This window comes from Actinorugispora endophytica (assembly GCF_004363075.1).
Classification (GTDB): domain Bacteria; phylum Actinomycetota; class Actinomycetes; order Streptosporangiales; family Streptosporangiaceae; genus Actinorugispora; species Actinorugispora endophytica.
Window position 1 is genome coordinate 753753 of sequence record NZ_SNYN01000001.1, and the last position, 22286, is coordinate 776038.

26 protein-coding genes are annotated in these 22286 nt (G+C 70.2%); 14 read left to right on the forward strand and 12 right to left on the reverse strand.

Features of this window, described 5'->3' with window-relative positions; genetic code table 11:
• The first annotated feature begins 41 nt into the window (after positions 1-41).
• Entirely contained in the window at positions 42-677 is a 636-nt protein-coding gene (locus tag EV190_RS03605; RefSeq protein WP_133739921.1) for a TetR/AcrR family transcriptional regulator, read from the forward strand.
• 160 nt (positions 678-837) lie between these two features.
• Here EV190_RS03605 and EV190_RS03610 read toward each other — a convergent pair whose 3' ends face one another.
• Complete coding sequence (locus EV190_RS03610; RefSeq protein WP_133739922.1) at positions 838-936, reverse strand: DUF397 domain-containing protein; 99 nt, start codon at positions 934-936, stop codon at positions 838-840.
• 313 nt (positions 937-1249) lie between these two features.
• On the opposite strand from EV190_RS03610, the gene EV190_RS03615 reads away from it, so the two are divergent.
• From EV190_RS03615 to EV190_RS03625, 3 genes are all read left to right on the forward strand, one after another.
• Entirely contained in the window at positions 1250-1609 is a 360-nt protein-coding gene (locus EV190_RS03615) for a hypothetical protein (RefSeq protein WP_133739923.1), read from the forward strand.
• A gap of 84 nt (positions 1610-1693) precedes the next feature.
• Positions 1694-3292, forward strand: coding sequence for a colicin D domain-containing protein (locus EV190_RS03620; protein WP_133739924.1), 1599 nt, complete (start codon positions 1694-1696; stop codon positions 3290-3292).
• On the forward strand, positions 3292-3558 hold the full coding sequence (locus tag EV190_RS03625; protein ID WP_166655363.1) for a colicin immunity domain-containing protein: 267 nt from the start codon (positions 3292-3294) through the stop codon (positions 3556-3558). Before EV190_RS03620 ends, EV190_RS03625 begins: the two co-directional genes overlap by 1 nt.
• Positions 3559-3783: 225 nt before the next feature.
• Here the strand turns inward: EV190_RS03625 and EV190_RS03630 are convergent, their stop codons facing one another.
• Positions 3784-3975, reverse strand: coding sequence for a DUF397 domain-containing protein (locus EV190_RS03630; RefSeq protein ID WP_133739925.1), 192 nt, complete (start codon positions 3973-3975; stop codon positions 3784-3786).
• Between the two features lie 544 nt (positions 3976-4519).
• Here EV190_RS03630 and EV190_RS03635 point away from each other — a divergent pair.
• Together EV190_RS03635 and EV190_RS03640 are read left to right on the forward strand one after the other, a co-directional pair.
• Complete coding sequence (locus EV190_RS03635; protein WP_243742313.1) at positions 4520-4852, forward strand: helix-turn-helix domain-containing protein; 333 nt, start codon at positions 4520-4522, stop codon at positions 4850-4852.
• Between the two features lie 342 nt (positions 4853-5194).
• Positions 5195-8755 carry a WD40 repeat domain-containing protein gene (locus EV190_RS03640; protein WP_133739927.1) on the forward strand — a complete coding sequence of 1187 codons (3561 nt, stop codon included), beginning with the start codon at positions 5195-5197 and terminating at the stop codon, positions 8753-8755.
• Here the strand turns inward: EV190_RS03640 and EV190_RS03645 are convergent.
• Positions 8749-9048: an NIPSNAP family protein gene (locus EV190_RS03645; protein ID WP_133739928.1), complete on the reverse strand. Its 300-nt coding sequence runs from the start codon at positions 9046-9048 to the stop codon at positions 8749-8751. The genes EV190_RS03640 and EV190_RS03645 overlap by 7 nt on opposite strands.
• A 148-nt stretch (positions 9049-9196) precedes the next feature.
• Positions 9197-9769 (reverse strand): CGNR zinc finger domain-containing protein, encoded by a 573-nt coding sequence (locus tag EV190_RS03650; protein WP_208113001.1) that lies wholly within the window; start codon positions 9767-9769, stop codon positions 9197-9199.
• A gap of 82 nt (positions 9770-9851) precedes the next feature.
• Here EV190_RS03650 and EV190_RS03655 point away from each other — a divergent pair, with 82 nt between their 5' ends.
• Positions 9852-10562, forward strand: a complete 711-nt coding sequence (locus EV190_RS03655; protein WP_133739930.1) for a haloacid dehalogenase type II — start codon at positions 9852-9854, stop codon at positions 10560-10562.
• Between the two features lie 109 nt (positions 10563-10671).
• On the opposite strand, the gene EV190_RS03660 is transcribed toward EV190_RS03655, so the two are convergent.
• Positions 10672-10863: a DUF397 domain-containing protein gene (locus EV190_RS03660; protein WP_133739931.1), complete on the reverse strand. Its 192-nt coding sequence runs from the start codon at positions 10861-10863 to the stop codon at positions 10672-10674.
• Positions 10864-10894: 31 nt separating this feature from the next.
• Positions 10895-11728: a helix-turn-helix domain-containing protein gene (locus EV190_RS03665; protein ID WP_133739932.1), complete on the reverse strand. Its 834-nt coding sequence runs from the start codon at positions 11726-11728 to the stop codon at positions 10895-10897.
• 219 nt (positions 11729-11947) lie between these two features.
• Here EV190_RS03665 and EV190_RS03670 point away from each other — a divergent pair, with 219 nt between their 5' ends.
• Together EV190_RS03670 and EV190_RS03680 are read left to right on the forward strand one after the other, a co-directional pair.
• Positions 11948-12415: an ATP-binding protein gene (locus tag EV190_RS03670; protein ID WP_133739933.1), complete on the forward strand. Its 468-nt coding sequence runs from the start codon at positions 11948-11950 to the stop codon at positions 12413-12415.
• Between the two features lie 243 nt (positions 12416-12658).
• Positions 12659-13156, forward strand: a complete 498-nt coding sequence (locus EV190_RS03680; RefSeq protein ID WP_133739935.1) for a hypothetical protein — start codon at positions 12659-12661, stop codon at positions 13154-13156.
• Positions 13157-13159: 3 nt separating this feature from the next.
• Here the strand turns inward: EV190_RS03680 and EV190_RS03685 are convergent, their stop codons facing one another.
• Both EV190_RS03685 and EV190_RS03690 read right to left on the reverse strand, forming a co-directional pair.
• On the reverse strand, positions 13160-14062 hold the full coding sequence (locus tag EV190_RS03685) for a serine hydrolase (RefSeq protein ID WP_133739936.1): 903 nt from the start codon (positions 14060-14062) through the stop codon (positions 13160-13162).
• The gene (locus EV190_RS03690) at positions 14059-14943 is read right to left on the reverse strand and encodes a LysR family transcriptional regulator (RefSeq protein WP_133740167.1); all 885 of its coding nucleotides are present in this window, start codon (positions 14941-14943) and stop codon (positions 14059-14061) included. Before EV190_RS03690 ends, EV190_RS03685 begins: the two co-directional genes overlap by 4 nt.
• 223 nt (positions 14944-15166) lie before the next feature.
• Between EV190_RS03690 and bla the strand changes: the two genes are divergently transcribed.
• The 3 genes from bla to EV190_RS03705 all read left to right on the forward strand — a co-directional run bounded on the left by bla (position 15167) and on the right by EV190_RS03705 (position 17317).
• On the forward strand, positions 15167-16081 hold the full coding sequence (gene bla / locus EV190_RS03695) for a class A beta-lactamase (RefSeq protein ID WP_133739937.1): 915 nt from the start codon (positions 15167-15169) through the stop codon (positions 16079-16081).
• 158 nt (positions 16082-16239) lie between these two features.
• On the forward strand, positions 16240-16773 hold the full coding sequence (locus EV190_RS03700; protein ID WP_133739938.1) for a hypothetical protein: 534 nt from the start codon (positions 16240-16242) through the stop codon (positions 16771-16773).
• Between the two features lie 148 nt (positions 16774-16921).
• Positions 16922-17317, forward strand: a complete 396-nt coding sequence (locus EV190_RS03705; RefSeq protein WP_133739939.1) for an MmcQ/YjbR family DNA-binding protein — start codon at positions 16922-16924, stop codon at positions 17315-17317.
• A gap of 12 nt (positions 17318-17329) precedes the next feature.
• Here EV190_RS03705 and EV190_RS03710 read toward each other — a convergent pair whose 3' ends face one another.
• Entirely contained in the window at positions 17330-18148 is an 819-nt protein-coding gene (locus tag EV190_RS03710; RefSeq protein ID WP_133739940.1) for an AraC family transcriptional regulator, read from the reverse strand.
• Between the two features lie 50 nt (positions 18149-18198).
• Between EV190_RS03710 and EV190_RS03715 the strand changes: the two genes are divergently transcribed.
• Entirely contained in the window at positions 18199-18630 is a 432-nt protein-coding gene (locus EV190_RS03715) for a DUF2000 domain-containing protein (RefSeq protein ID WP_133739941.1), read from the forward strand.
• 41 nt (positions 18631-18671) lie between these two features.
• On the opposite strand, the gene EV190_RS03720 is transcribed toward EV190_RS03715, so the two are convergent.
• Positions 18672-19550, reverse strand: coding sequence for a polysaccharide deacetylase family protein (locus EV190_RS03720; protein WP_133739942.1), 879 nt, complete (start codon positions 19548-19550; stop codon positions 18672-18674).
• A gap of 65 nt (positions 19551-19615) precedes the next feature.
• The gene (locus tag EV190_RS03725; protein ID WP_133739943.1) at positions 19616-20635 is read right to left on the reverse strand and encodes an asparaginase; all 1020 of its coding nucleotides are present in this window, start codon (positions 20633-20635) and stop codon (positions 19616-19618) included.
• Between the two features lie 174 nt (positions 20636-20809).
• Between EV190_RS03725 and EV190_RS03730 the strand changes: the two genes are divergently transcribed.
• A complete protein-coding gene (locus tag EV190_RS03730) occupies positions 20810-21883 on the forward strand; it encodes a LacI family DNA-binding transcriptional regulator (protein ID WP_208113003.1) in 1074 nt (357 codons plus the stop codon).
• 12 nt (positions 21884-21895) lie between these two features.
• Here EV190_RS03730 and EV190_RS03735 read toward each other — a convergent pair whose 3' ends face one another.
• Positions 21896-22279 carry a MerR family transcriptional regulator gene (locus EV190_RS03735; RefSeq protein WP_243742314.1) on the reverse strand — a complete coding sequence of 128 codons (384 nt, stop codon included), beginning with the start codon at positions 22277-22279 and terminating at the stop codon, positions 21896-21898.
• Positions 22280-22286: the final 7 nt, after the last annotated feature.

Genomic DNA, 22286 nt, shown 5'->3' on the forward strand with positions numbered 1-22286 from the left:
CATAATTGGAATGTCAATTCCAATTTGGGTAGCGTGGGCATATGAGCGCACCAGTGAAGGCCGGGGAGTCGAAGAGCCAGCGGCTCACCAAGGGCGGCCGCAAGACCCGCGAACGCATCATCGAGGCCGCTGCGGAACTGATGTTCCACCACGGCGCGGGAGGCACGAGCATCCCGGACATCCAGGCGGCCGCCGGGGTCAGCGCGTCGCAGATCTACCACTACTTCGGCGACAAGCAGGGCTTGGTCCTGGCGGTCATCGACCACCAGACGGACACCCGGCTCGCCCAGCAGCGTCCGCTGCTGGACAGCTTGGACAGCATCGAGGCCCTGCGCGAGTGGTGCGACAGCGCAGGGAACCGGCAGGACGCAAGAGGATGCGAGGGCGGCTGCGAGATCGGCTCGCTCGCCAGCGAACTCGCCGACAGCGACCAGTCGGCGCGGACCAGCCTCATTTCTGCCTTCGACCGGTGGGAAGACCCCATCAGGTCGGGACTCGCGCGCATGCAGGCACGAGGCGAGCTGAGCGAGCGCGCCGATACCGCCGCGCTCGCCACCGCCCTGCTGGCCGCCATTCAGGGCGGCATGCTGCTGTCCCAGGTCCGCCGGTCGAGCACCGCCTACCGGCAGGCCGTGTCAGCGGTGATCGACCACATCGAGAGCTATCTCGTCCGGTAGCGGCTCGGGTGCGCCAGCTCACCACTGACACCCTTTGACCTTCTGATACAGAGTTCAGAAACAGGCACTGGTACTGCCCGTCGCCTCGACGAGTGGGTGACGGGCAGTGTCAGTGCCGTGCCGTTGAAGCGGGTGTCGCCCCTTCCGCCAGCTCTCGTTGTCAAGTGGCCCTTGCGACGAGGGCAGCGGCGAGGAAAGCACGCCATCCGGCGGAGTCAAAGAGGAGCGCGCCGAGGTGGCGGTTCCGAGTGTCGCGCACGGCGGGCGCTCCGGGATGCCAGCGACCTCGACACAGGAATCACCGGCCCCTCAGCTGCCCGTACTCGAGAAGATCTTCCGATCACCGTTCTCCACCCAGTCTTGACCGGAAGTGGTCAGCGGCAGAGTGCACCGGGTGTTCATTGGTTCCACTTCAAGGACGCAAACATGCAGGTAGAACCTGCAATGGATCACCGATCAGGGACAACCACCGCTCTTTGCCGCCAGCTCCGCTGATCATTCCCTCTTCGCATTTGATTGGTTTCTCTGCGTTATCGTTGCTGTTCGTCGGACACGAGGGCAGGGGAGTGGTCATGCGCGGTGGGCTTCCGGGGTCGTTGAAGATCGTGCGGGGCCTGCTGTTCACCTACACCGCGATCACCGCCCTGACGGTTCTCGGCGGGTTGCTGGCCTTCGGGGTGTCCCCCGAGGTCCTGGGGGCACTCGCCTACCTGGCGATACCCGGGACCATCGCCCTGGTCTGCGCACTTCGGACGCCCAGAGGCGGCCGAGGTCTGCTGTGGGGGATCGTCGTCCTGCAAGTGGTGCTGATTCTGCTGGGGATCGGTCGACTGGGAAACGGTGAGCCCCAAGGGCTGACCAACCTGGTCCTTCCCGCCCTGGTCCTCTTTTTCGTGCTGCTCAGACCATCCCGGGACCGCCTGAGCGGCTGAGCCCGCCCGAGACCTGCCTCCTCCCCCACCCCCTGAGACTGGTGGATCGCAGTGCTGCGCAGAATCCACAGCCCCGATCGCGGTGTGAGCATCACCGAGTACTCCGCAGTCATCGTGCTGGTCGCCGCCATCGTGGCGGCGCTGTCCAACACCGGCATCACCACGACGATCACCACCTCCCTGTACTCGGGGGTGAACCGGGTTCTCGGTGACGGGAACGCGCTCCCTGACGGCGACGCAGCCGCAGGCGATCCGGCGAGGGAACCGCTGCCTGCTGCTTCGGTGGGTCCCGACGGCGAGGTCACTTACTCGGGTGACAGCCGCAGCCCTGAGCAGGACCAGCGCAACGAGTTCCGCCTCGCGTTCAACGGTGGCATCGCTCCTGAGGACGTCGACCCCGACGACTTGGTGAACGAGAACGACGTCGTCATCCCCGACGACCACGCCGCAGCCGATGACGAGGGCAAGCCTTGGTGGCTGTCACTCCTGGACGCGCTGGACGGCAGCGCCGGCATTCTCGAACGGTTCGCCGAAGCCCTGGGCACCAGCGTCTCCAATGACATCCAGGGCATGATCGACTCCCTCACGACCAACCCGGTCGACAGCGTCCTGGGCCTGGTCGACACCATCGTCAACGACCCGGTCGGCCTGCTGTTCAGCGACGAACTACGCGACACCTGGGCTGAAGGCGACTGGCCCGCCATCATCGGCCATGGTCTGTGGGAGATCGGAAGCTGGCTCATTCCCGGGGCCGGAGCGGTCATGAAGGTCCTCAAGTTCCTCGGCAAAGGCCCAGACGCACCCGGCCGACCGCCCGACACCGAATCCGGTGGAGGACCGAACACCGACAGCGAGGACGTTGAGGGTGGCGAGGATCAACCAGACGAGGGAAACGGAGCGGACGAAGGGGATCGGAACTCCGAAAGCACGCCGTGCGCGGGCAACAGCTTCCCGCCCGGCACCCTCGTTCTGCTGGCCGACGGCACGCACACCCCCATCGAGGCCGTCATGGTCGGGGACGAGGTGTGGGCCACCGACCCGACCACCGGCGAGTCCGGTCCCCGTGAGGTCACCCGCCTGATCACCGGCAGCGGGGAGAAAACCCTCGTCGAGATCACCGTCACCGACGACACCGGCACGACGGGAAGAGTCACCGCCACTGCAGCCCACCCGTTCTGGCTCCCCGACCGCCGACGGTGGGCCGATGCCATCGACCTGGCCCCCGGCGACCGACTGCACACCTCCACCGGAGCCCGGGTCCGGATCACCGCGACCGAGTCGCGGCCCGCCACCGACCAGCAGGTGCACAACCTGACCGTCGACGGTCTGCACACCTACCACGTGGCAGTTGGTCAGGTGGACGTGCTCGCACACAACAACGGGTGCGGCGTAACCTACACCGACAAACAGCTGCAGAAGAAGTTCAAGCACGCACAGGATTTCGGCATTTCAGGCGACTACAGCAGGGCGAAAGCCGACGAGTTCAGAGAGGCCCTCGACAACCACATCGACTCCCCCGGGACGGTCCAGATACAGGGGACCTACCACAGGGAACCGGTCACCCACTTCCTCGACCCCAATACCGGCCTCAACGTCATCACGACGAGGAGCGGCGAGTTCATCAGCGGCTGGAAGCTGAGTCCCGGTCAACTCGCGAACGTCCAGCAGCACGGAGGGCTCTAGTGGACATTCCCCTGGCGCCATATGCCGACCTGGCCAGGAGCTACGTCGAAGGGGAAATCGAGGCGAGGGCCTTTGAGACGGCCTTCCTGCGGCTCTTCAAAACAGACGAACGCCTTTTCGGTCCAGCCGACTACGAAGCTCTCGAAGAGCTTTTCTGGGCGGTCGACTCGTACTGCGCCGATCCGGAGCTACGGGACGAGCGCGACCTGGACGAGCCCCAGCTGAGGCGCTACGTCCAGGACTTCCTCGACCGGATCTCCGCATAGAAGTCACCACAGAGCGGTTCGTCCCTCCAGTACTGGCGCGGACCGGCCTGCATCTCCTGCAGACGATCGCGGAGGGTCCAGGCCATCTAGCCCATCAGGGCCTCGGATTCCGGCATCGGCGGCAGCCGTTACCCGAGCGGTTGCGCCGCGATCTTGCGTCTTTGTCGGGTCCTTCTGGGACGGCATTGACAGAACCACAAGATCGCGGCAAGACGGAGCAGTAGATCAGAGGGCGTCGTGCTTGGCGGCGGTGAGGAAGGCGCGCCACTCGGCGGAGTCGAAGAGAAGCGCGCCGAGGTGGCGGTTCTGGGTGTCACGCACAGCGGACGCCTGGGGGGCGTCGGCGACCTCGACGCAGGAACCGCCGCTTCCACCGCTGTAGCTGGACGTGCGCCACTGGCTGTGCTGGCGGTTCACGGTAGCTCCTTGCTGATCCGACCGATGAGTTCGACCGATTCGGACGGGTTCAACGCTACCAGGAGCGGCAGTCCTGCACCTTCTCGGTGATCTTGACCTTTTCGGGGCCTCAACCGCTTCCGAGCCCCCGAAAAGGTCAAGATCACCGAAGAAAACGGAAGGCCGACCTCCACGCCTGCGGGCTCCACGGTGATACGGCGGAACGCGGTCATACGCGACGGGGCGGTCGCTCACGTCGGTGGCCGGTCGGGCGTCGACCGCGAGAGCCGTGACCCCGCTCTCAGACAGTACGGAGGTCGCCGACGAAGAGTTCGTAGGAGCGGCTCCCGCCGCATTGTGAACGGACCGCTGCGCTGGGTTTACACAGTGAACCAGGGTTGCACTTATTTCAGATATCGACTGTCAGTGATGAAGGGCAGGAGCCGACATGGCGCGTAGCAGTGTCCTGGCGCAAGCCACCAGAGTCACTCCCAGAGCTTCCAACCGGAACGTACTGACCGAGGCCAGCCTCATGAGGGCCGGTGAAGTACAGGTCGTACTGCGAATGTCCGACGGCAGGGAACTGTCCCTTCCCTCCGAACTGGTCGAGGTCCTCATCGCCTCGGCCGGTGAGCTGGCCGACGGGCACGCGGTCACCGTGCTCGCCTCCGAGGTCCAGCTCACCCCGGCCGAGGTCGCCGAACTGCTGGGCTTCTCCAGGGCGTTCGTCGTACGGCTCCTCGACTCCGGCGACATCCCGTCGGAGCACCTCCCCGAAAGCCGCCACCGGGTGGTTCGCCTCGCCGACGTCCTCGCCTTCCAGGCCCGCCGCGACCGTCACGGGAAAGGGCGCCGCCAGATTGCCGAAGCCGTGGACACCTCCGAACTCCCGTACTGACCGAGCACCGCACCGACCATTCAAGAAAGCACTCCGTTGCTGGTCTTTGTCGTCGCCGGGGAAGAACGAGGACGGCCTCGACGCGTTCGTCGTGTGATCCGCTCTGGCTGGACCTGCGCCATTGATCGTGTCGGCGGTTCACAGTAGTTCCTTGGCTGATCCGGCCCATGGGTTCGGCCGGTTCAGGTGGATCGGCTCCGTACCGCACCCCAGCCGTGGCCATTGCAGGCCAATCGCTTTACGCGCGGTCGCTCCCCGCGTACCGTCGTGCGGTGGACGTGGCTTCTGCATGCCCGAAACCGGGTGGGAGCCCACACCCTCGACAATTGAAGCGGAGACATCGTGCGGCGTCGGCAGCGGCTCGGACTACTCCTCCAGCTGTTTCTCGTCCTCGCGGCGAGCCTTCTCGGGGTCGTCACGAACTACGCGACGAACGACGGCAACGCCCCGTTTCCGCTGAACATCCTCGAACGCGCCGCTCTGCCTGGTCTGGCTCTACTGCTCGTGGCACTGGTCATCGGCCACTTCGTCGCCTACCGGTTGGAGAACCCTCCCGACCCCGAGTTGACCTGGGACCGGTCACGCATTCCGTTTCCCGGTCTGGAGGCGTTCAACGAGGACGAGGCAGCCGTCTTCTTCGGCCGCGACGTCCAGATCAGCGAGGTCGTGCGCCGTCTGCACGAATCGGGAACCGACACCCCGGCCCGCTTCGTCACCGTCGTCGGGGCCTCGGGCAGTGGCAAGTCCTCCCTTGTACAGGCGGGGGTGCTCCCGCGGCTCCGCGCGCAGAGATGGATGGTTCTCCGGCCGATCGTTCCAGGCACCGATCCCCTCGGTGCACTGGCCCGGAGTCTTTCCGATGTTCTGGACGAATCGGTGGAATCGGTGAGCCGGCGACTCCGCAGATCCGAGACGGAGCTGGCTTCGCTGCTGGCCAGAGCTCGGCGTGAGAAAGGACGCAGGCTCGGCCGCACCCTCCTGGTAATCGACCAGTTGGAGGAGTTGGCCTCGCTCAGCGGGGAACGCGACCGGAACCTGTTCCTGGCCTCTGTTACCGAAGCCTTGCGCCGAGATCGGCATCTGCGGGTCGTCGCGACTCTGCGGGTGGAGTTCCTCGGTGACCTGCTCTCCGGTGAGCACTCCCGGCTCTTCACCAGCCCGGTGGCGATCGGCGCCATTGACCGGGCCGGCCTGGCGGAGGTGATCGAACGTCCCGCTTCGTTGGCGGGCCTGCGGTTGGAGCCAGGACTGATCGAGCGAATCGTGGCCGACACCGGCAGCGGTGACGCGCTCCCCCTTCTCGCGTATCTGCTCCAGGAGCTCTACCTGAGCGTAGGGGCTGGCCGCACCGCGACCCTGCACGACTACGCGGCTCTGGGCGGAGTAGGGGGCGCGCTCTCTCGGCACGCCGACCAAGTGGTCGCGGAGCTACGTGATGACGGTGACCCCGCCGAGGTACTGCGCGTGCTGCTGCTCTTCGTGACAGTGACGAGCGAGGACGCCACCCGGCGACGGGTCCCGTTGGGGAGTTTGGAACCCGCGCAGCGGCGGATCGTGGACGCGTTCGTCGATGCCCGCCTTCTGGTATCCGACGTCCACGACGGCAGCCCCACCGCGCAGGTCACCCACGAGGCGCTGTTTCGCCAGTGGGCGCCGCTGCGCCAGGAGGTCCGGACCCACGCCGAACGGCTCAGGCAACGCGCCGAACTGGAAAGGTGGGCCGCCGACTGGGAACGGTCCGAACGCAGTCCGGACTACCTGCTCGGCGGTCAGCGGTTGGCCCTCGCCGAGCAGTGGCTTGACGGCCTGCGGCAGGTGGGGCAGGAGACCTCCGAACTCGTGGCGTTCGTGGAAGCGTCGAAACGCCGTGACCAGGGATTCCTCCTACGTGTGTCCAAAGGGATCGCCGAATACGTCTTGGCCAACGTCGAGCAGTACCCGGAACTGGCTGTTCTGCTGTCCCTCGCCGCGTTGAGCGAGTGCGCGCCCACACCCGTGGTCCAACGCGCGCTGATGGCGGCGCTGTCCTTCAGCCATGGGCGTCTGGTACTGAAGGGGCACACGGATACGGTCCGCAACATCGCCTGGTCACCTGACGGGACCATGATCGCGACCGCGTCGCGGGACGGGACGGCCCGGGTCTGGGACGCGGAGACCGGTGAGACGACGCGGGATCTCACGGGACACCTGGGGATGGTGGAAATGGTTGCCTGGTCCCCCGACTCCACCCGTCTGGCCACCGCGTCCCGGGACCGCACGGTGCGGTTGTGGGACGTGGCGACGGGGGAGAGCACGACACGGTTTGCCGACGCGACCGACGTGGTGCGCGGGGTGGCCTGGAGCCCTGACGGTCGCTGGATCGCGGGGGCCTCCCGGGACCGCGTCGTACGGGTGTGGGAGGTGGCCACCGGGCGCCTCTCGGCAAGTCTGGTCGGTCACGAGGACAATGTCCTCGGCATCAAGTGGTCCCCTGACGGGGATCGGCTGGCAACCGCCTCACACGATCAAAACGTCATCGTGTGGGACATCATCAGCGCGAAGCCCCAACTGGTTCTGCGAGGGCATCAGGACTTCGTCGAAGGTGTCGACTGGTCACCGGACGGCCGGTCCATCGCCACGGCTTCAGGGGACCACACGGTCAGGGTATGGGACGCCTCGGACGGGCGGCAGAGCCTCCTGATCCGCGGCCACCGCGACCGCGTGTGGAACGTCGTCTGGTCCCCCGACGGAAAAAGCCTGGCCACCGCATCGGCGGACCGAACCGCGCGGGTCTTCTCCGCGTCGGACGCCGACGAGAAGGCCGTACTGCGGGGACACGATGACGGTGTCTGGGGCGTTGCCTGGTCCCCCGATGGGCGGCGACTGGTGACGGGATCAGAGGACGGGACCGCTCGTGTGTGGGATCTCATTCCACAGACGGTGGAACGGAAGGTCCACACCTCGCACACCGCATCCGTGACGTCGGTGCGATGCGTCCGGGATTGGGCGGTGATCGTCAGCGCGGCAGAGGACGGAACCGTTCGGTTGGGTGGACTCGGCGAGAACGACGGTGCGTCCTCCCTTCATCAGCACGGTGGCAAAATCCGCGCTGTCGCGTGCTCCCCCGACGGGCAACGCTTGGTCTCCTGCGGTATCGACCGCCGAGGGGTGTTGTGGTTCGTCGGTGGCGAACGGCAACCGGTCATCCTCGACCATGACAGTGCCATCGTTGAATCGGCGGCCTGGTCGCCTGACGGAACCCGGTTGGCCACCGGTGCCCAGGACCGGTCCATCAGAATCTGGGACGCGTTCGACGGTTCTCTTCTCACAGTGCTCACCGGCCACCAGGACTGGGTGGTGGGTCTGGACTGGTCACCCGGCGGAGGGATGATCGCCTCGTCCTCCGACGACCGGACCGCGCGGGTGTGGGACCTGTCCACGGGACGCGAGCGGTTTGTTCTGCACGGGCACGACAACTGGGTTGACTCGGTGTCGTGGTCACCGGACGAGAGCCACCTGGTCACCTCCTCGGCCGACTGGACCGCACGGATCTGGAACATCTCAACAGGGACGCAGAGCGCGGTCCTGCGCGGCCACGAAGGCCGGGTGCCGTGCGTGTCCTGGTCACCCGACGGCACCCGGATCGCCACCGGGTCCTACGACCGGACGGTGCGTTTGTGGGAGCCACGCGACGGTTCCGAGATCGGCGTAATCGGTATGCACCGCGATCGGGTGACTTGTGTCGACTGGACATCCGATGCCAGGAGCGTGGTCTCGGGTTCCTTCGACACCACAGTTCGTGTATGGCCCGCCGAGGTCGATCTGGAGCGGCTCCAGCTCCTGGCGCGGAGACGGGTCTTCCGATCCTTGACGGTGGAGGAACGCCGGGCGCACATGCTGGCCGTCGCCGAGGACGGTCAGTAGGCCCGGGTCACTTCGCGCACGTCGGTGCTGACCAGGTAGTCCTTGGGGTCCAGGCTCATCGCCTCGCGCTTGGGCGAGGCCCAGTACTGCTGGTTGCGCTCGGCGAACGTCTCGGGGCCGTCGTAGGCGATGGTCCACACGAACTGGTTGCGCTCCCGGTCGATCCACGCCCCGTCGAGCACGAACCCGAACTCCAACCGCAGCGGGACGATCTCCGACCGCCACCGCTCCACCCACTCGTCGAGCAGGCCCTCCTTGACCGTGTACGTGCGCAGTTGAGTAGTTCCGGACACCTGTTCCCCCAGTCGAACTGTCGGATCTTCCCGCCATTCTCCCCAGGGCGGCGCCTCGCGGAGACGGCCCGGGCCGGAAAAGGCCCGGACCGCTTCCCTGGGATATCAAAAGAGAAGCGCGCCGAGGCGGCGGTTCTGGGCATCGGCGTCAGGTGGCTTCCCCGGGCTCGCGACTCTCGGCCAGGGCCGAGGCTCGTCTGCGGGCCCGATACGCCGCGGCCTTGACGCGGTTGCCGCACTCGTCCATCCCGCACCAGGTGCGCCGGGCGCCGCGCGATCGGTCGAGGTAGATGCGGGCGCAGTTGGCGCGACCGCACTCCTTGAGACGGGCCCGGGGGTCGGCGAGCACGGCGATACCGCTCCTCGCCAGTTGGGAGAGCACGGCGAGGATGCCCCCCGACATACGCAGCCCCGCGTCTGCGAGCTCGACCGTGGGGACCGGCCCAGCGGCCGTGCCGTTGACGATTTCGAGGCTGCCCGGGTCGAAGGGCCGATCGAGCACGCGGTCGAGAGCGAGCCGGTAGACGGCTTCCCGCAGTGACAGCGCGGACTCGAAGGCTGCGAAGTCGGCGGTGACACCGTCGGGGAGCCCGTCGCATTCGGCCACCCACCGCTCAAGGTCGGCGGGCGTGGCCAGGAGATCGACGGGCTCGTCTCCACGAGACCTGACGGTGCCGGCCAGGTCGAGAGCCGGGTTGCCGCTCACGAACGCGAAATCCACGTCACCATCTTGACCGGTAACGGCACCGATGACAAGATCGTCACCGGTTGAACAGGTGACGCCGAGGCGAACGGGGAAACGCATGGCCGGGATCCGCGACATCGAGGCCGTCGTCTTCGACGTCCTCGGAACGCTGGTGGACGAACCCGGCGGGCTGCGAGCGGCGATCCGCGACGCGCTGCCGACGTCCGACGACGCGTCCGCCGACGAACTGCTCGCCTTGTGGCAGCGGTACGTCGAACGGGAGCAGCACCGCATCGCGCGAGGGCACCGCGCCTACGCCGGCACCGAGATCATCGACGCGGAGGCCGCTCAACGGGTGGCCGACCATGCCGGACTCACCGATCCGGCGGCCATCGCCCGACTGGCCACAGCAGGTCAGCGCCTTCCCCCCTGGGGCGACTCCGTCGCCTGTCTCGAACGGCTCGCGCGGCGGTTCCCCGTGCTCGGGCTCTCGAACGCCGGTTCCACCGCTCTGCTGCGGCTCAACGCGCACGCCGGGCTGCGCTGGCACCAGGCCCTGTCCTCCGAAACCGTTCTCGCCTACAAACCGGCTCCGGAGGTCTACCAACTCGCCATCGACACCACCGGATACCCGGCCGAACGTGTGCTCATGGTCGCCGCCCACGCCTGGGACCTCCGCGGAGCCCAGGCGAGGGGCATGCGGACCGCCTACGTCCAGCGACCGGTCGGGGATCCGCCGACGAACTACGACCGCTTCGACTGGCGCTTCAACGGGCTCGACGAACTGGCCACCGCGCTGACGGCGGCCGTCGCCGAGGACGGTCAGTAGACCCGGGTCACTTCGCGCACGTCGGCAACGAACGCGGTGATCTTGACGTCAGCGTTCTGCAAAACGGACAAAATAAACGTCAACGTCAAGATCACCGCAGTTCTGACCTTCAGAGGGCGTCGTGCTTGGCGGCGGTGAGGAAGGCGCGCCACTCGGCGGAGTCGAAGAGAAGCGCGCCGAGGTGGCGGTTCTGGGTGTCACGCACAGCGGACGCCTCGGGGGTGTCGGCGACCTCGACGCAGTTGGCGCTGTTGGCGTTGGTGTAACTGGACGTACGCCAAGCGACTGTGCTGAGGTCCATGAGGCACCATCTCGTTTCGGAACAAGCCAGTTCAGAGCAGGCACGCCATGAACTCCGCAGAATCCTCAACGGAGAGGGCCGTCGCCTGGATTCGGTCGTAGATCAGCTTATGGCGCTTGATGCCGGTTTCGTCCTCGACGTATTGGCCGTCATCCGGCGACTCGAAGAAGACCACCGAGTCGGTCCCGCCCTCGAAGCCGAGGATCACGAAGGGAATGGTTCCCCCCGCGTGTGCCCCTGCCTCGAAGGGGATCACCTGGATGTTCACGTACTCCCGTTTGGAGAGTTCGAGCAGATGCCGTACCTGGTCGCGCATCACCTCGGCTCCGCCGACCTGTCGCCGTAGGGCGGCCTCGTCGATGACGGACCAGATCGACGGCGGTACCGACCGATTGAAGATCGCGTCCTGGCGTTCGAGTCGCGCTCTGGTCCGGTTCCGGGCTTCGGGTTCGGAGATGTCGGCCGCTCGCTCCATGAGAGCGGCGATGTAGTCGGGGGTCTGGAACAAGCCGGGAATCAAGCCGACAGTGAAGTCCTGGATCTCGGTCGCCTCAGCCTCGAACTCGATGAAGTGGCCGGGGAACAGGTCCTTGTACCTGAACCACCACTCTTTGCTCCTGCGGGACTGCAGGGCGATCTCCACCAGCTTGCGGCCTTGTTCTTCGGATGCCTGGTAGAGACGGCACAGTGCCATCACGTCGGCGCTGTTGATCCGCTGGAAGCGTCCGGTCTCGATACGCAGGATCTTCTGTCGGTCCCATCCCATCTCCTTGGACACGTCGCTTTGGGAGAGACCTGCTTCGTTGCGCAGTCTCCGCAACTGGATGATCAGGTGCCGCCGTCGGACCGGCATCGCCTTGGACATGACTGCCTTTCCCTCTGATGGAAGTGGTTTCGACGATGATATACAACGGCCTGAACTTCTCATTACCGGATAAATGAACCATAGATTTATCAGGCTGTTGTATTTTCAGGCTTACGACTCCATGATGGAGACCAGAAGAAGCACTCACGCCGCCACCGGCGGCCTGGTCCTGTGGGGGTACTCGTGTTGTCTGTGGTGTCGTCTGGGGCGTTTTCGCCGGTGCGGTGGGAGCCGCGTATCTACGAGGGGTCGCTGAAGCAAGCCGCTGTCGTGCGTTCGCACGTGCGCAAGGACCTGGGCGGGTTCGCTCCGGGGCTGGTGGACGACGTGGAGTTGTGCGTCTCGGAGCTGTTCGCCAACGCGGTGGAGTACACCGCCTCCGGAGGCGAGGGCGGGGAGGTCGTACGGCGGTTGTCGCTGCCCGAGGCGGGGCTGCTGCGGGTGGAGGTCGCCGACGGCGGCTTCACCGACACCCGGCCCGTTGTGGCGGAACTGGCCGGGGACGACTGGTTCACCTCCGAACGCCACCGGGGCCTGCTCATGGTGTCGGCGATCGCGAAGAGCTGGGGCTTCTACCCGGTGTACGCCCACCCCACCCTGAACCTGGGCCTGGTGGTGTGGGCCGACCTACCCCTGGACCCCGCACAAGTCCCGACCGGCCTCCCCCGGTTCGTGCACACCACCTGAACCACAGCCCCCGAGCGGCGTCTCCTCAGCGATCTTGACGTTTTCGGGGTCTCGGACGCGGTTGAGACCCCGAAAACGTCAAGATCACCAAGAAAAACGGACACCACGGACAACCGGAGCGCCAACCGCCCCTCCTCCGACCCGCGCGCCGTCGCCGCCCCGTCACGGCCCCCGGCCCCGCACCCCCTCGACGACCACCACGGCCGCCACCCCGAAAAGACCCCCGGAAAGGACCCGACACCCATGACCGTCACCGTCACACACGGCGACATCCTCGCCACCCCCGGCACCCCCGGCATCCCCGGTGCCCTCGGTGCCCTCGGCATCCCCGGAACCCCCGGCACTCTCGACACCGGACGGCAGGACGCGCACCTCGCCGCACTCATCCGGCGACTCGCCGACCTCCGCCCCGAGATCGCCGTCGGATGGACACCGCCCCCGACCCCCGCACCGGCCCCCACACCCACCCCCGCGCCGCGACCGCCCCGCTTCCTGCCAGACCCCCGCTTCCTGCACCCGCTCGAACCGCACCCCGTCACCGGGCGCTGGCCCACCCGCGACGACTTCCCCGCCGACCGCGAGCGCGCCGACTCCATCGCCCGCCTGCGCGCCATCGCCGCCGGAACCCACCGACACGGCGACCACTGGCCCGCCCACGCCACACCCGACTACTACGCCCGCAAACGCAGGCCCACCCTCTGGCAGCGCGTCACCCGGACCGTCCGCGCGCTCCTCCGCTGAGGCCTACCCGCCCCGCAGGTGGTCGCGGAGGGCCCGGGCCACCCGGCCCATCAGTGCCTCCGCTCCCGGCTGGCTGATGGCGGGGACGCTCGACTCCGTGAGGGCGGCCACGGCGAACGCCTGGCCGTCGGCGTGCTCGACGACGCCGATCTCGTGGCGGAGGTTGAGGAGGGTCCCGGTCTTGGAGGACCACTTCGACGCGTCGGAGCTGAAGTCGGGCGCCAGCCGGTGCCTCAGGACGTTGTCGCCCATGAGCGCCCGCACCCGCTCCGCGACCTCCGGGGCGATCGCGGAGGGCGTCCACAGCGCCCGCAGCAGGTCGACGCACGCCCGCGCGGATCCCGAGTTCGCGCGGGTGACGTCGAGCTGGGCCACCCGGTGCCCGCGCCCGGCCGTCCCCGCCCCGATGGCCAGGGAGTGGGCGAGGTGGACGTCGTCGGGGTCGAGGCGCTCCGCCGGGGTCTCGTTGAGGTCGCGGATCGTGTGCCGGACGGTGATGCCCCGGAGCCCGACCGCCTGGAGCGACCTCGCGACCTCGGCGGGCGGGGTGAGGTCGAACAGCGCGTCCGCCGCCGTGCCGTCGCTCATCGAGGTGCTGAGGTAGACCAGGTCGTCGATCGCGACCAGGGCCGGATGCCGGAACTTGCTGAGCCCGGTGGGCCCCGGGGCGGTGATCCCGCCCGGACGCACCAGGATCCGCTCGGCTCCGTCGAGTTCGCCCCTCCGGACGCGTTCGAGCGTGGCGACGGCGAGCGGGACCTTGACGAGGGAGGCGATGGGGAACACCAGGTCCGGCTCGATCCCGACCTCGTCCCCCGAGTGCAGGTCCCGCACGAGGAACGACCCGCGCAGGCCCGCGTCGTCGAGCGCGCTCCGCAGCTCCCGGAGGAGGGCCTCGGCGCTCACCCGGCCTCCTCGTCCGGGACGGGCGCGCCGAGGCACCGGGCGATCCCGTCCCCGAGGAGCGTCCGGACGCGCTCCGCCTCGTCCCCGTCCCCCGCGAACACGTCGAAGCCGCGTTCGAGGCCGATCTCGCCGATCGGACGCCAGTGCAGCCCCAGCTCCCCGGCCTGCTTGGGCGAGGACAGCAGGAAGTCGGCCGAGCCGAGGACCTCGGCCACCGCCGACGTGAGGGACCCCGCGACGGCGACCTGCGCGGGCTGGAGGCCGACGGCGTCCCCGAGCCGGACCACGCGGTCGCGGATGTGCGGGACGTCGTCCTCGGGTTGGATCCAGACGCGGCGCCCCGGAGACGGGTCGGCGCGGCCGACCCGGAGGGTCTCGACGTAGACGGTGTCCGCGCGGGGCGCGGCCGCGCTCGCCAGCCCCAGCGGCACGGACCAGCGGCCCTCGCCCTGGGCCACCTCCGTGATGGCGGCACGCACCTGGCGGGTACGGAGGAGTTCCGCCCGCAAGGGCGGCGGGGCAGGGCGGAAGTCCAGGTGGACGCCTTTCCGGCGCCCCTCGGCGTCGAGGCGCGCCAGGTCCCGGGTGGAGCAGGTGTCGGGGACCGCGAGGCGGACGGGCCTGCGCCGGGCCCTCTCCGCGTCGTGCTCCATGGCCTCGGCCAGCTCGACCAGGCGCTTCGCCGAGGGCAGCATGTCGCGGCCGAACCGCGTGAGCGTCGCCCTGCGCGTCGACCGGTCGAACAGCCGCGCGCCCAGGTGCTTCTCCAGGGCCGCGACGCGGCGGCTCGCCACCGGTTGGGGGATGCGCGCGGCTGCCGCCCCGAGGGTGAAGCTGCCCCTCTCGCTCACGCTCACGAACGCCCGGCAGGCGCTGACCATGTCCACGTCCAGAGGCTATGCCGTTTCCGCATCGAACCGCTCGTTTTTGTCTTCGACAGCATCGGTCCCCTCGGTGAGACTTCCCGATGGCACCCGAAAGTGGTCGCGCGATCACGCGAGGGGCCGACCGGAGGCGACTCCGGCACGCGGTCCGGACGCCGTCGCGGACCCCGAGAACCCGAGAACCCGAGAACCCGAGAACCCGAGGACAGGACACCGACCCATGCCGATCCAGCTCACCCCACGCGTGAAGTTCGCCGCCCTGGCGGCGGCCGCGCTCATCCCGCTCACCGGCTGCGCGGCGGCCGACGACGCCCCCGCGCTCGAGGCGGCCGCCGGGACGGCGGAGTCCCCCGCGCCCTACGAGGAGGAGTTCGAGCGGCTCGAAGGCGAGTTCGACGCCCGCCTCGGCGTCTACGCGGTGGACACCGGCACCGACGAAGCCGTCGCCTTCAACGCCGACGAGCGGTTCGCCTACGCCTCCACGCACAAGGCGTTCTCCGTCGCCGCCGTGCTCCGGCAGAACTCGGTCGAGGAGCTCGACGAGGTCGTCACCTACACCGAGGACGACCTGGTCGACCACTCCCCCGTCACCGAGCGGCACGTGGACACCGGCATGACGCTGCGCGAGATCGGCGACGCCGCCGTCCGCTACAGCGACAACACGGCCGCGAACCTGCTCTTCGAGGAGCTCGGCGGCCCCGAGGGCCTGGACGCCGCGCTGGAGGAGGTCGGCGACGACGTCACCCAGGTCGACCGGATCGAGACCGAGCTGAACGAGGCCGTACCCGGGGACCCCCGCGACACCAGCACCCCCCGCGCCATGGCCACCACCCTCCGCGAGTACGCGCTCGGCGACGCCCTGCCTGCCGGGAAGCGCGTGATCCTCACGGACATGCTCCAGGGGAACACGACCGGGGACGCGCTGATCCGCGCCGGGGTCCCCGACGGCTGGGAGGTCGGCGACAAGACCGGGGCCGGCGGCTACGGGACGCGCAACGACATCGCCGTCCTCTGGCCCCCGCACGGCGACCCCGTCGTCCTCGCCGTCATGTCCAGCCGCGACGCCGAGGACGCCGAGCACGACGACGCGCTCATCGCCGAGGCCGCCGAGGTCGTCGTCGACGCCCTGGCGTAGGACCCGGACCGGCCCGCGCGGACGACGCGTCCGCGCGGGCCGGAGGACGTCGTCCCCGGCGGCCGGGGGCGGCCCCCGCGGGGGACTCCCTCCGGCCGGGGACCGGGGTCACCCGCGGGAGGGAGGCGGTGGAGCGGCATCGCGGGGAGCATCGTCCCATGAGCGCGTACGAGAGGCCCCGGGCGGGCCGAGAGCACCGACTTTCCCCGGGCGTCCCCCGGTGGGCGAACATCGCGGCCCACGCCACCGCACTCGTCTCCCTGCCCTCGGGTCTGTGGCGGATCGCCCTGGTGGCCGGGGTCCCGCTGGTGGCGTTCGACACCAGCCGCATAGGGGTCTGGGAGTCCGTCTACATCGTCTCGCTCAGCGTGGTCCTGGAGGGGCTGGCGTTCCTGACGCTCGGTCTGGTCCGGCCGTGGGGCGAGACCGTGCCCCGCTGGGTCCCGCTCCTCGCGGGCCGCCGGATCCCGCCGCTCGCCGTGACCGTCCCGGCGCTGTCGGGAGCGGCCGCGCTGACCTGCCTCTGGGGGTACGGCTGCTACGCCATGGCCGTCCTTCCCCCCATCGGCACGCCGGTCCAGCACGCGGTCCTCGTCGCCTGCTACGCGCCGCTGCTGCTCTGGGGACCGCTGCTCGTGGCGGTCACGGCCCACTACCACCGGCGCAGACGTGCCGAGCCCTCGCGCGTCTGACCCGGTCCGCGCCCGGCGGCCTCCTTCTCCCCGTCCTTCTTCCGGTCCCGGCCGGTCCGCTACGGCCGGGGAACGTCACCCCCGTGTGCCAGGATGTGCCGGGCCGCCGGTCGCGGCCGGACGCCAGCCGACGAGGAGGAGCCCTCCCATGACCCCGCAGCAGTTCATCGACGCCGCGCTGTGGTTCCCCGAGTCCGTCGAGACCGAGCCGTTCGGGCCGGGAACGCTCGTGTACAAGGTCGCGGGGAAGATGTTCGCCCTGCTCGGCGCCCCCTCCGGCGACGACCCCGCGCGCGTCACGCTCAAGTGCGAGCCCGGCCTCGCGCTGGAGCTGCGCGCCGAGTTCACCGCCGTGACCGCCGGGTACCACACCGACAAGCGGCACTGGAACACCGTCGTCCTGGACGGGACCGTGCCCGACGACGAGCTGCTGGAGATGCTCCGGCACTCCTACCAGCGGGTCGTCGCGGGGCTGCGCAAGGCCGACCGCGAGCGGCTGCTCGCCGTGCTGGGCGAGGACGCGCCCCCGCCGCCGTCCGGGTGACCCGCGCCCGCCTCACCCGGAGGCGGACCGCCGTCTGCCCGCGGCGCGCGCGTAGTGGCCCGGGGTGGTGCCGACGACCCGCCTGAAGTGGCGGGTCAGGTGGGACTGGTCGTAGAACCCGGCGGCGGCCGCGACGGCCCCGGCGGGCTGCCCGGCGAGCAGCAGCCGACGGGCGAGGTCGATCCGGCGCGCCGTCAGGTACTGGTGCGGCGCCATGCCGAACTCGCGGCCGAACGCCCTCACCAGGTGCGTGGGGTGCGCGTGCAGCAGGGCCGCCGCCTCCTCCAGCGTCACCCCCCGGCGGACGCGCTCGTCGAGGAGCCCGCGCAGGCCCCGGGCGAGGCGCCGGTCGCGGCGCGGCGGCGGTGGCGGGACCCGGTGCCGCAGGTGCCACCGCAGCCGATCGAGGATCAGGGCCAGGCGGCCCTCCGCCTCGAACTCCTCGCCGGGAAGCGCCAGGGCCCCGTGCAGCCGGTGGACCCGGCGGCGCAGGACGGGGTCGTCCAGGGTCGGGCCGTCCACCGCGCTCCCGATGAGGCCGTCGTCCAGCAGTGCCGCCTCCAGGTACAGCACCCGCTTGCGGAAGCCCCCGGGGGTGGCCGAGCAGCCGTTGTGCGGCACGTGCGGCGGCAGGATGGTCACCGGGCCGTTCAGCGCGCCGTGCTCGTGGCGGTCGAGGTCGTACCGCACCACGCCGTCGTCGACGAGCAGCAGCGTCCACGCGTCGTGGGTGTGCATGGGGTACGCGTGGTCGGTGAAACGGGCGTGGAAGACCTCCGCGACGCCTCCCACGGAGGGGCGCCACGCCTTGACGTCCGGGCGGGCGGCCATGCCAGGATCGTACAAGACCGCGCACCGGCCCCGGCGGCAGAATCCGGGGCATGGAAACCGAGAACCCTCCCGTCCGCTTCGACACCAAGATCGCCGTCCTGCTCCGCGACGACCTGCACACCTGGCAGCGCCTCAACGTGACGGCCTTCCTCGTCAGCGGGATCGGCACGGCGGTCCCGGAGGTGGTCGGCGAACCCTACGTCGACGCCGGGGACGCCGGGTACCTGCCGATGTTCCGCCAGCCCGTGCTCGTGTTCGCCGGGTCCAAGGAGGTGCTGACCGGGGCGCACGCCCGCGCGCTCGGACGCGGCACGGCCATGTCGGTGTTCACCTCGGACCTGTTCGCCACCGGCAACGACCGCGACAACCGCGCCGCCGTGCGGGCGGTCCCGACGGACCAGCTGGACCTGGTCGGCCTGGCCGTCCACGGCCCGCGCAACGCCGTGGACAAGATCCTCAAGGGCGCGGTCATGCACCCCTGAGCCTCAGCGCGCGTCCCCCGGTCCGCTCCGGAGCGGACCGGTCAGGAGCGGGGGTTGCGGCGCTTGAAGTCGTCGGCGATCTCGTCGAAGGTGACCCAGCGGACGCCCTCGTGGCCGTTGATGTGCTCGATGAGCCGCTCGTGCATGAGCAGGGACTGCGGGCGGCCCGAGACGTCGGGATGGACCGTCATGGTGAACACCGCGTAGTCGCTCTCGCGGTAGACCCAGTCGAACTGGTCCTTCCACATCTGCTCGAGGTCGCGCGGGCTGACGAACCCGTGGCTGTTCGGGCTGGACTTGACGAACATCATGGGAGGCAGGTCGTCCAGGTACCAGGACGCGGGGATCTCGACGAGGTCGGTCTCGGCGCCGCGCTCCAGCGGCCTCATCCACTCCCGGGCGGGCCGGTCGTAGTCGATCTTGGTCCAGGAGTCGCCGACGCGGACGTAGTAGGGCTCGAAGTCCCTGTGCATGAGGGAGTGGTCGTACTTGATGCCGCGTTCGAGCAGCAGCTCGTTGGTGACGGGGGAGAACTCCCACCACGGCGCGACGTAGCCGGTGGGGCGGCGGCCCGTGCGGTTCTCGATCAGCTCGACGCAGTGGTCCAGGACGGCCGCCTCCTGCTCGCGGCTCATCGCGATGGGGTTCTCGTGGCTGTAGCCGTGCACGCCGATCTCGTGCCCGGCCTCGACGCACCGCGCGAACTCCCCGGGGAACGTCTCGATCGAGTGCCCCGGCCAGAACCAGGTCGTGGGGATCTGCGCCCTGCGGAACAGCTCCAGCATGCGCGGCACGCCGACCTCTCCCGCGAAGAGCCCGCGCGAGATGTCGCAGGGGGAGTCCTCGCCCCCGTAGGAGCCGAGCCACCCGCCCACGGCGTCCACGTCGACGCCGTACGCCACCAGGATCTCCTTCGCCATGACGGCACTTCCTCTCGTTGTCTCGGTTCTCGGTCGGTGCCCGGGCCGGGGCCCGGGGTCAGGGGTCAGGGCCGGGGCTCCGCCGCGACGGCTCCGGCCTCGCGCAGCCACGTCCGGCAGCGCCGCGCCGGGGCGTCCGGGTCCGCCGCGCCGGACTCGGCGGACAGGGCGGCGGCCAGGAGCAGCCGCGCCTGCCAGGGCGAGAGGTCTCCGGCGAAGACCGCCCCGGCGGCGGCGAGGTCGGCCCCGCCTCCGTTGTAGAGGCCGACGACCGGCCCCGAACCGGTCCGGCTCGCCATGACCACCGGGACGCCCGACTCCAGCAGGCCCAGGCACGCCCGGGTCACCGCCGGCGTGGCGTTCCCGGAGCCGAACCCGGCGACGACGACGCCGCGCGCGCCCGAGGCGACCGCGTGCTCCACCGCCGACGCGTCCGCCCCCAGGTACTGGCTGACGACGTCGACGCGCGGCAGGTCGGCGGCGCCCGGGGCGATCAGGGGCGCGGGGGCGGGGGCGGTCCGGTGGCGGCGCACCCCGGCCTCGTCGACGTGCCCCACGGGCCCGCGCCCGGGGGCGGAGAAGGCGTCCAGTCCGAGGCTCCGGGTCTTGCGCACGCCCACGGCGGGCAGCACCGCGTCGGCGAACACCACGGTGACGCCCGTCCCCCCGGCCTCGGGCGACGCCGCCCAGCGCAGCGCGGCGGCCAGGTTGCGGGGGCCGTCCGGCGCGGGGTCGTCGAACGGCCGCTGCGCGCCGGTCACGACGACCGGGGCGGTCCCCTCGTGCGCGAGCGCCAGGAGGAAGGCGGCCTCCTCCAGGGTGTCGGTGCCGTGGGTGACGACGACCCCGTCGGCGTCCCTCAGCGCGGCGCGCACCCGCGCGGCCAGGGCGAGCACGTCGGGGATCCCCGCCGCGAAGCTGGCGACGCTGTTCACGTCGTGCGTCTCGACGCGCGGGGGCACCGGGCCCCAGACGGCCTCGGCCGCGCGGAGCAGTCCGGCGGCGTCCACCTCGACCCGGCGCCCTCCGGGGGTCCCCCGCGTGGCGATGGTCCCGCCTGTCGCCAGGAGTGCAAGATGACGCACAGATCCTCCGCTAACGTTTGCGCAATCGATTGCGTATGATGATCCGCAACCGCCGGGGCCACGTCAAGGAGCGAAACGCAGAATTTACGAATTCGTGCATACGCGACCAATGCCGCGTGACGTACGGCAGAATGGCCACGGTCCGTGAGGCGGGGTGAAGGGGGGACGACGACGGTGGGCAGCGACTCTCCCGACCGCGGCGCGGGCACGCCCGGCCCGGACGCCCCCGGCGGGGAGCCCCACGGAACGGGCGGCCCCGTCCGGATGTCCGACGTGGCGCGCGCCACCGGGGTGCACATCACGACGGTGTCGCGCGCGCTGCGCGGCAGCGAGGGGGTCGGGAACGCCACCGCCGAACGCGTCCGCCGGGCCGCCCGGGAGCTCGGCTACCTGCCGCACCCGGCGGCGGCCAGCCTGCGGACCGGCCGCTCGAAGATGATCGGCGTCGTCGTGCCGCGCCTGACCGACCTCGTGCTCGCCACCGTCTACGAGGGCATCGAGGAGGGGTCGGCCGCCGCCGGCTACCAGGCGGTCGTCGCCAACAGCGGGGACGACCGCGCCGTCCAGCGGCTCCGCGTGGAGGCGCTGCTCGGCGCGCGCGTCGACGGGCTCATCCTCGGCGACGCCCGGACCGACTCCCCGCTGGTGGGCGAACTCGTCGAACGCGGCGTCACGACCGTGCTCACCTCGCGCCGCCTCCCCGGCGTCCCCTCCGTCACCTGCGACGACCCCCTCGGCGGCGCGCTGGCCGCCGAGCACCTGCTGGGCCTCGGCCACCGCCGCGTCGCGGTCATCGCGGGCGAGCCGTACGCCTCGACGGGGATCGAGCGCACCGCAGGGTTCCTGCGCGCGTGCGCCGACGCCGGTGTGGACGTCCCGGCGGACCGCGTGCTGAACTCGCGGTTCGACGTCCGCGGCGGCCGCGAGGCCGCCGAGGCGCTCCTCGCCCTCTCGCCCCGGCCCACCGCGCTGTTCGCCGTGAACGACTTCGCCGCCATAGGCGCCATGGGCGCGATCCGCGACGCCGGGCTGCGGGTCGGCGACGACATCGCGGTCGTCGGCTACAACGACGTGCCGCTCGCCTCCGAGCTGCCGGTCGCGCTGACGACGGTCCGCTCGCCGATGCGCGCGATGGGCCGCGAGGCCGCCCGGACGCTCGTCCGGCTCATCGCGGGCGAGGACGTCGAGTCCGCGCGGCTCCGTCCCGAACTGCGGGTCCGCGCGTCGAGCCTGGGCCGGGCCGGCTGACCCCCGGCGCGGTCAGGAGGCCGGGCGGCTCCCGCCGGTCACCCGGCGCAGCGCCGCCGCCAGGCGGTCGCGGGCCTCGGTCTGGGCGGCGACGCGCGCGTCGAGGACGGCGAGGCGGTCCAGGGCGATCCGGATCCCGCCCTCCGACGGCGGCGCGGCGGCCATGTCGCCGTCCAGGCAGGGCAGGAACGCGCGCACGTCCTCCAGGACCAGGCCGGCGGCCAGCAGGTAGCGGATGTTGCGGACCCGCGCGACCGCGCCCTCGTCGTAGACCCGGTAGCCGTTGGACGCCCGCCGGGAGGCGATCAGCCCCTCGTGTTCGTAGTGCCGCAGCGCGCGGGGCGTCGCACCCGTGACCCGCGCCAGCTCGCCGATCCGCACCGGTCCCCCTTCCACCGCCCCG

Excerpts from the sequence above, each read along its gene's own strand:
- EV190_RS03605 (WP_133739921.1), top strand. The coding sequence starts at position 42 with ATGAGCGCACCAGTGAAGGCCGGGGAGTCGAAGAGCCAGCGGCTCACC.
- EV190_RS03615 (WP_133739923.1), top strand. The coding sequence starts at position 1,250 with ATGCGCGGTGGGCTTCCGGGGTCGTTGAAGATCGTGCGGGGCCTGCTG.
- EV190_RS03635 (WP_243742313.1), top strand. The coding sequence starts at position 4,520 with ATGTCCGACGGCAGGGAACTGTCCCTTCCCTCCGAACTGGTCGAGGTC.
- EV190_RS03655 (WP_133739930.1), top strand. The coding sequence starts at position 9,852 with ATGGCCGGGATCCGCGACATCGAGGCCGTCGTCTTCGACGTCCTCGGA.
- EV190_RS03660 (WP_133739931.1), bottom strand. The coding sequence starts at position 10,863 with ATGGACCTCAGCACAGTCGCTTGGCGTACGTCCAGTTACACCAACGCC.
- EV190_RS03665 (WP_133739932.1), bottom strand. The coding sequence starts at position 11,728 with ATGTCCAAGGCGATGCCGGTCCGACGGCGGCACCTGATCATCCAGTTG.
- EV190_RS03680 (WP_133739935.1), top strand. The coding sequence starts at position 12,659 with ATGACCGTCACCGTCACACACGGCGACATCCTCGCCACCCCCGGCACC.
- EV190_RS03690 (WP_133740167.1), bottom strand. The coding sequence starts at position 14,943 with ATGGTCAGCGCCTGCCGGGCGTTCGTGAGCGTGAGCGAGAGGGGCAGC.
- bla (WP_133739937.1), top strand. The coding sequence starts at position 15,167 with ATGCCGATCCAGCTCACCCCACGCGTGAAGTTCGCCGCCCTGGCGGCG.
- EV190_RS03700 (WP_133739938.1), top strand. The coding sequence starts at position 16,240 with ATGAGCGCGTACGAGAGGCCCCGGGCGGGCCGAGAGCACCGACTTTCC.
- EV190_RS03705 (WP_133739939.1), top strand. The coding sequence starts at position 16,922 with ATGACCCCGCAGCAGTTCATCGACGCCGCGCTGTGGTTCCCCGAGTCC.
- EV190_RS03710 (WP_133739940.1), bottom strand. The coding sequence starts at position 18,148 with ATGGCCGCCCGCCCGGACGTCAAGGCGTGGCGCCCCTCCGTGGGAGGC.
- EV190_RS03715 (WP_133739941.1), top strand. The coding sequence starts at position 18,199 with ATGGAAACCGAGAACCCTCCCGTCCGCTTCGACACCAAGATCGCCGTC.
- EV190_RS03720 (WP_133739942.1), bottom strand. The coding sequence starts at position 19,550 with ATGGCGAAGGAGATCCTGGTGGCGTACGGCGTCGACGTGGACGCCGTG.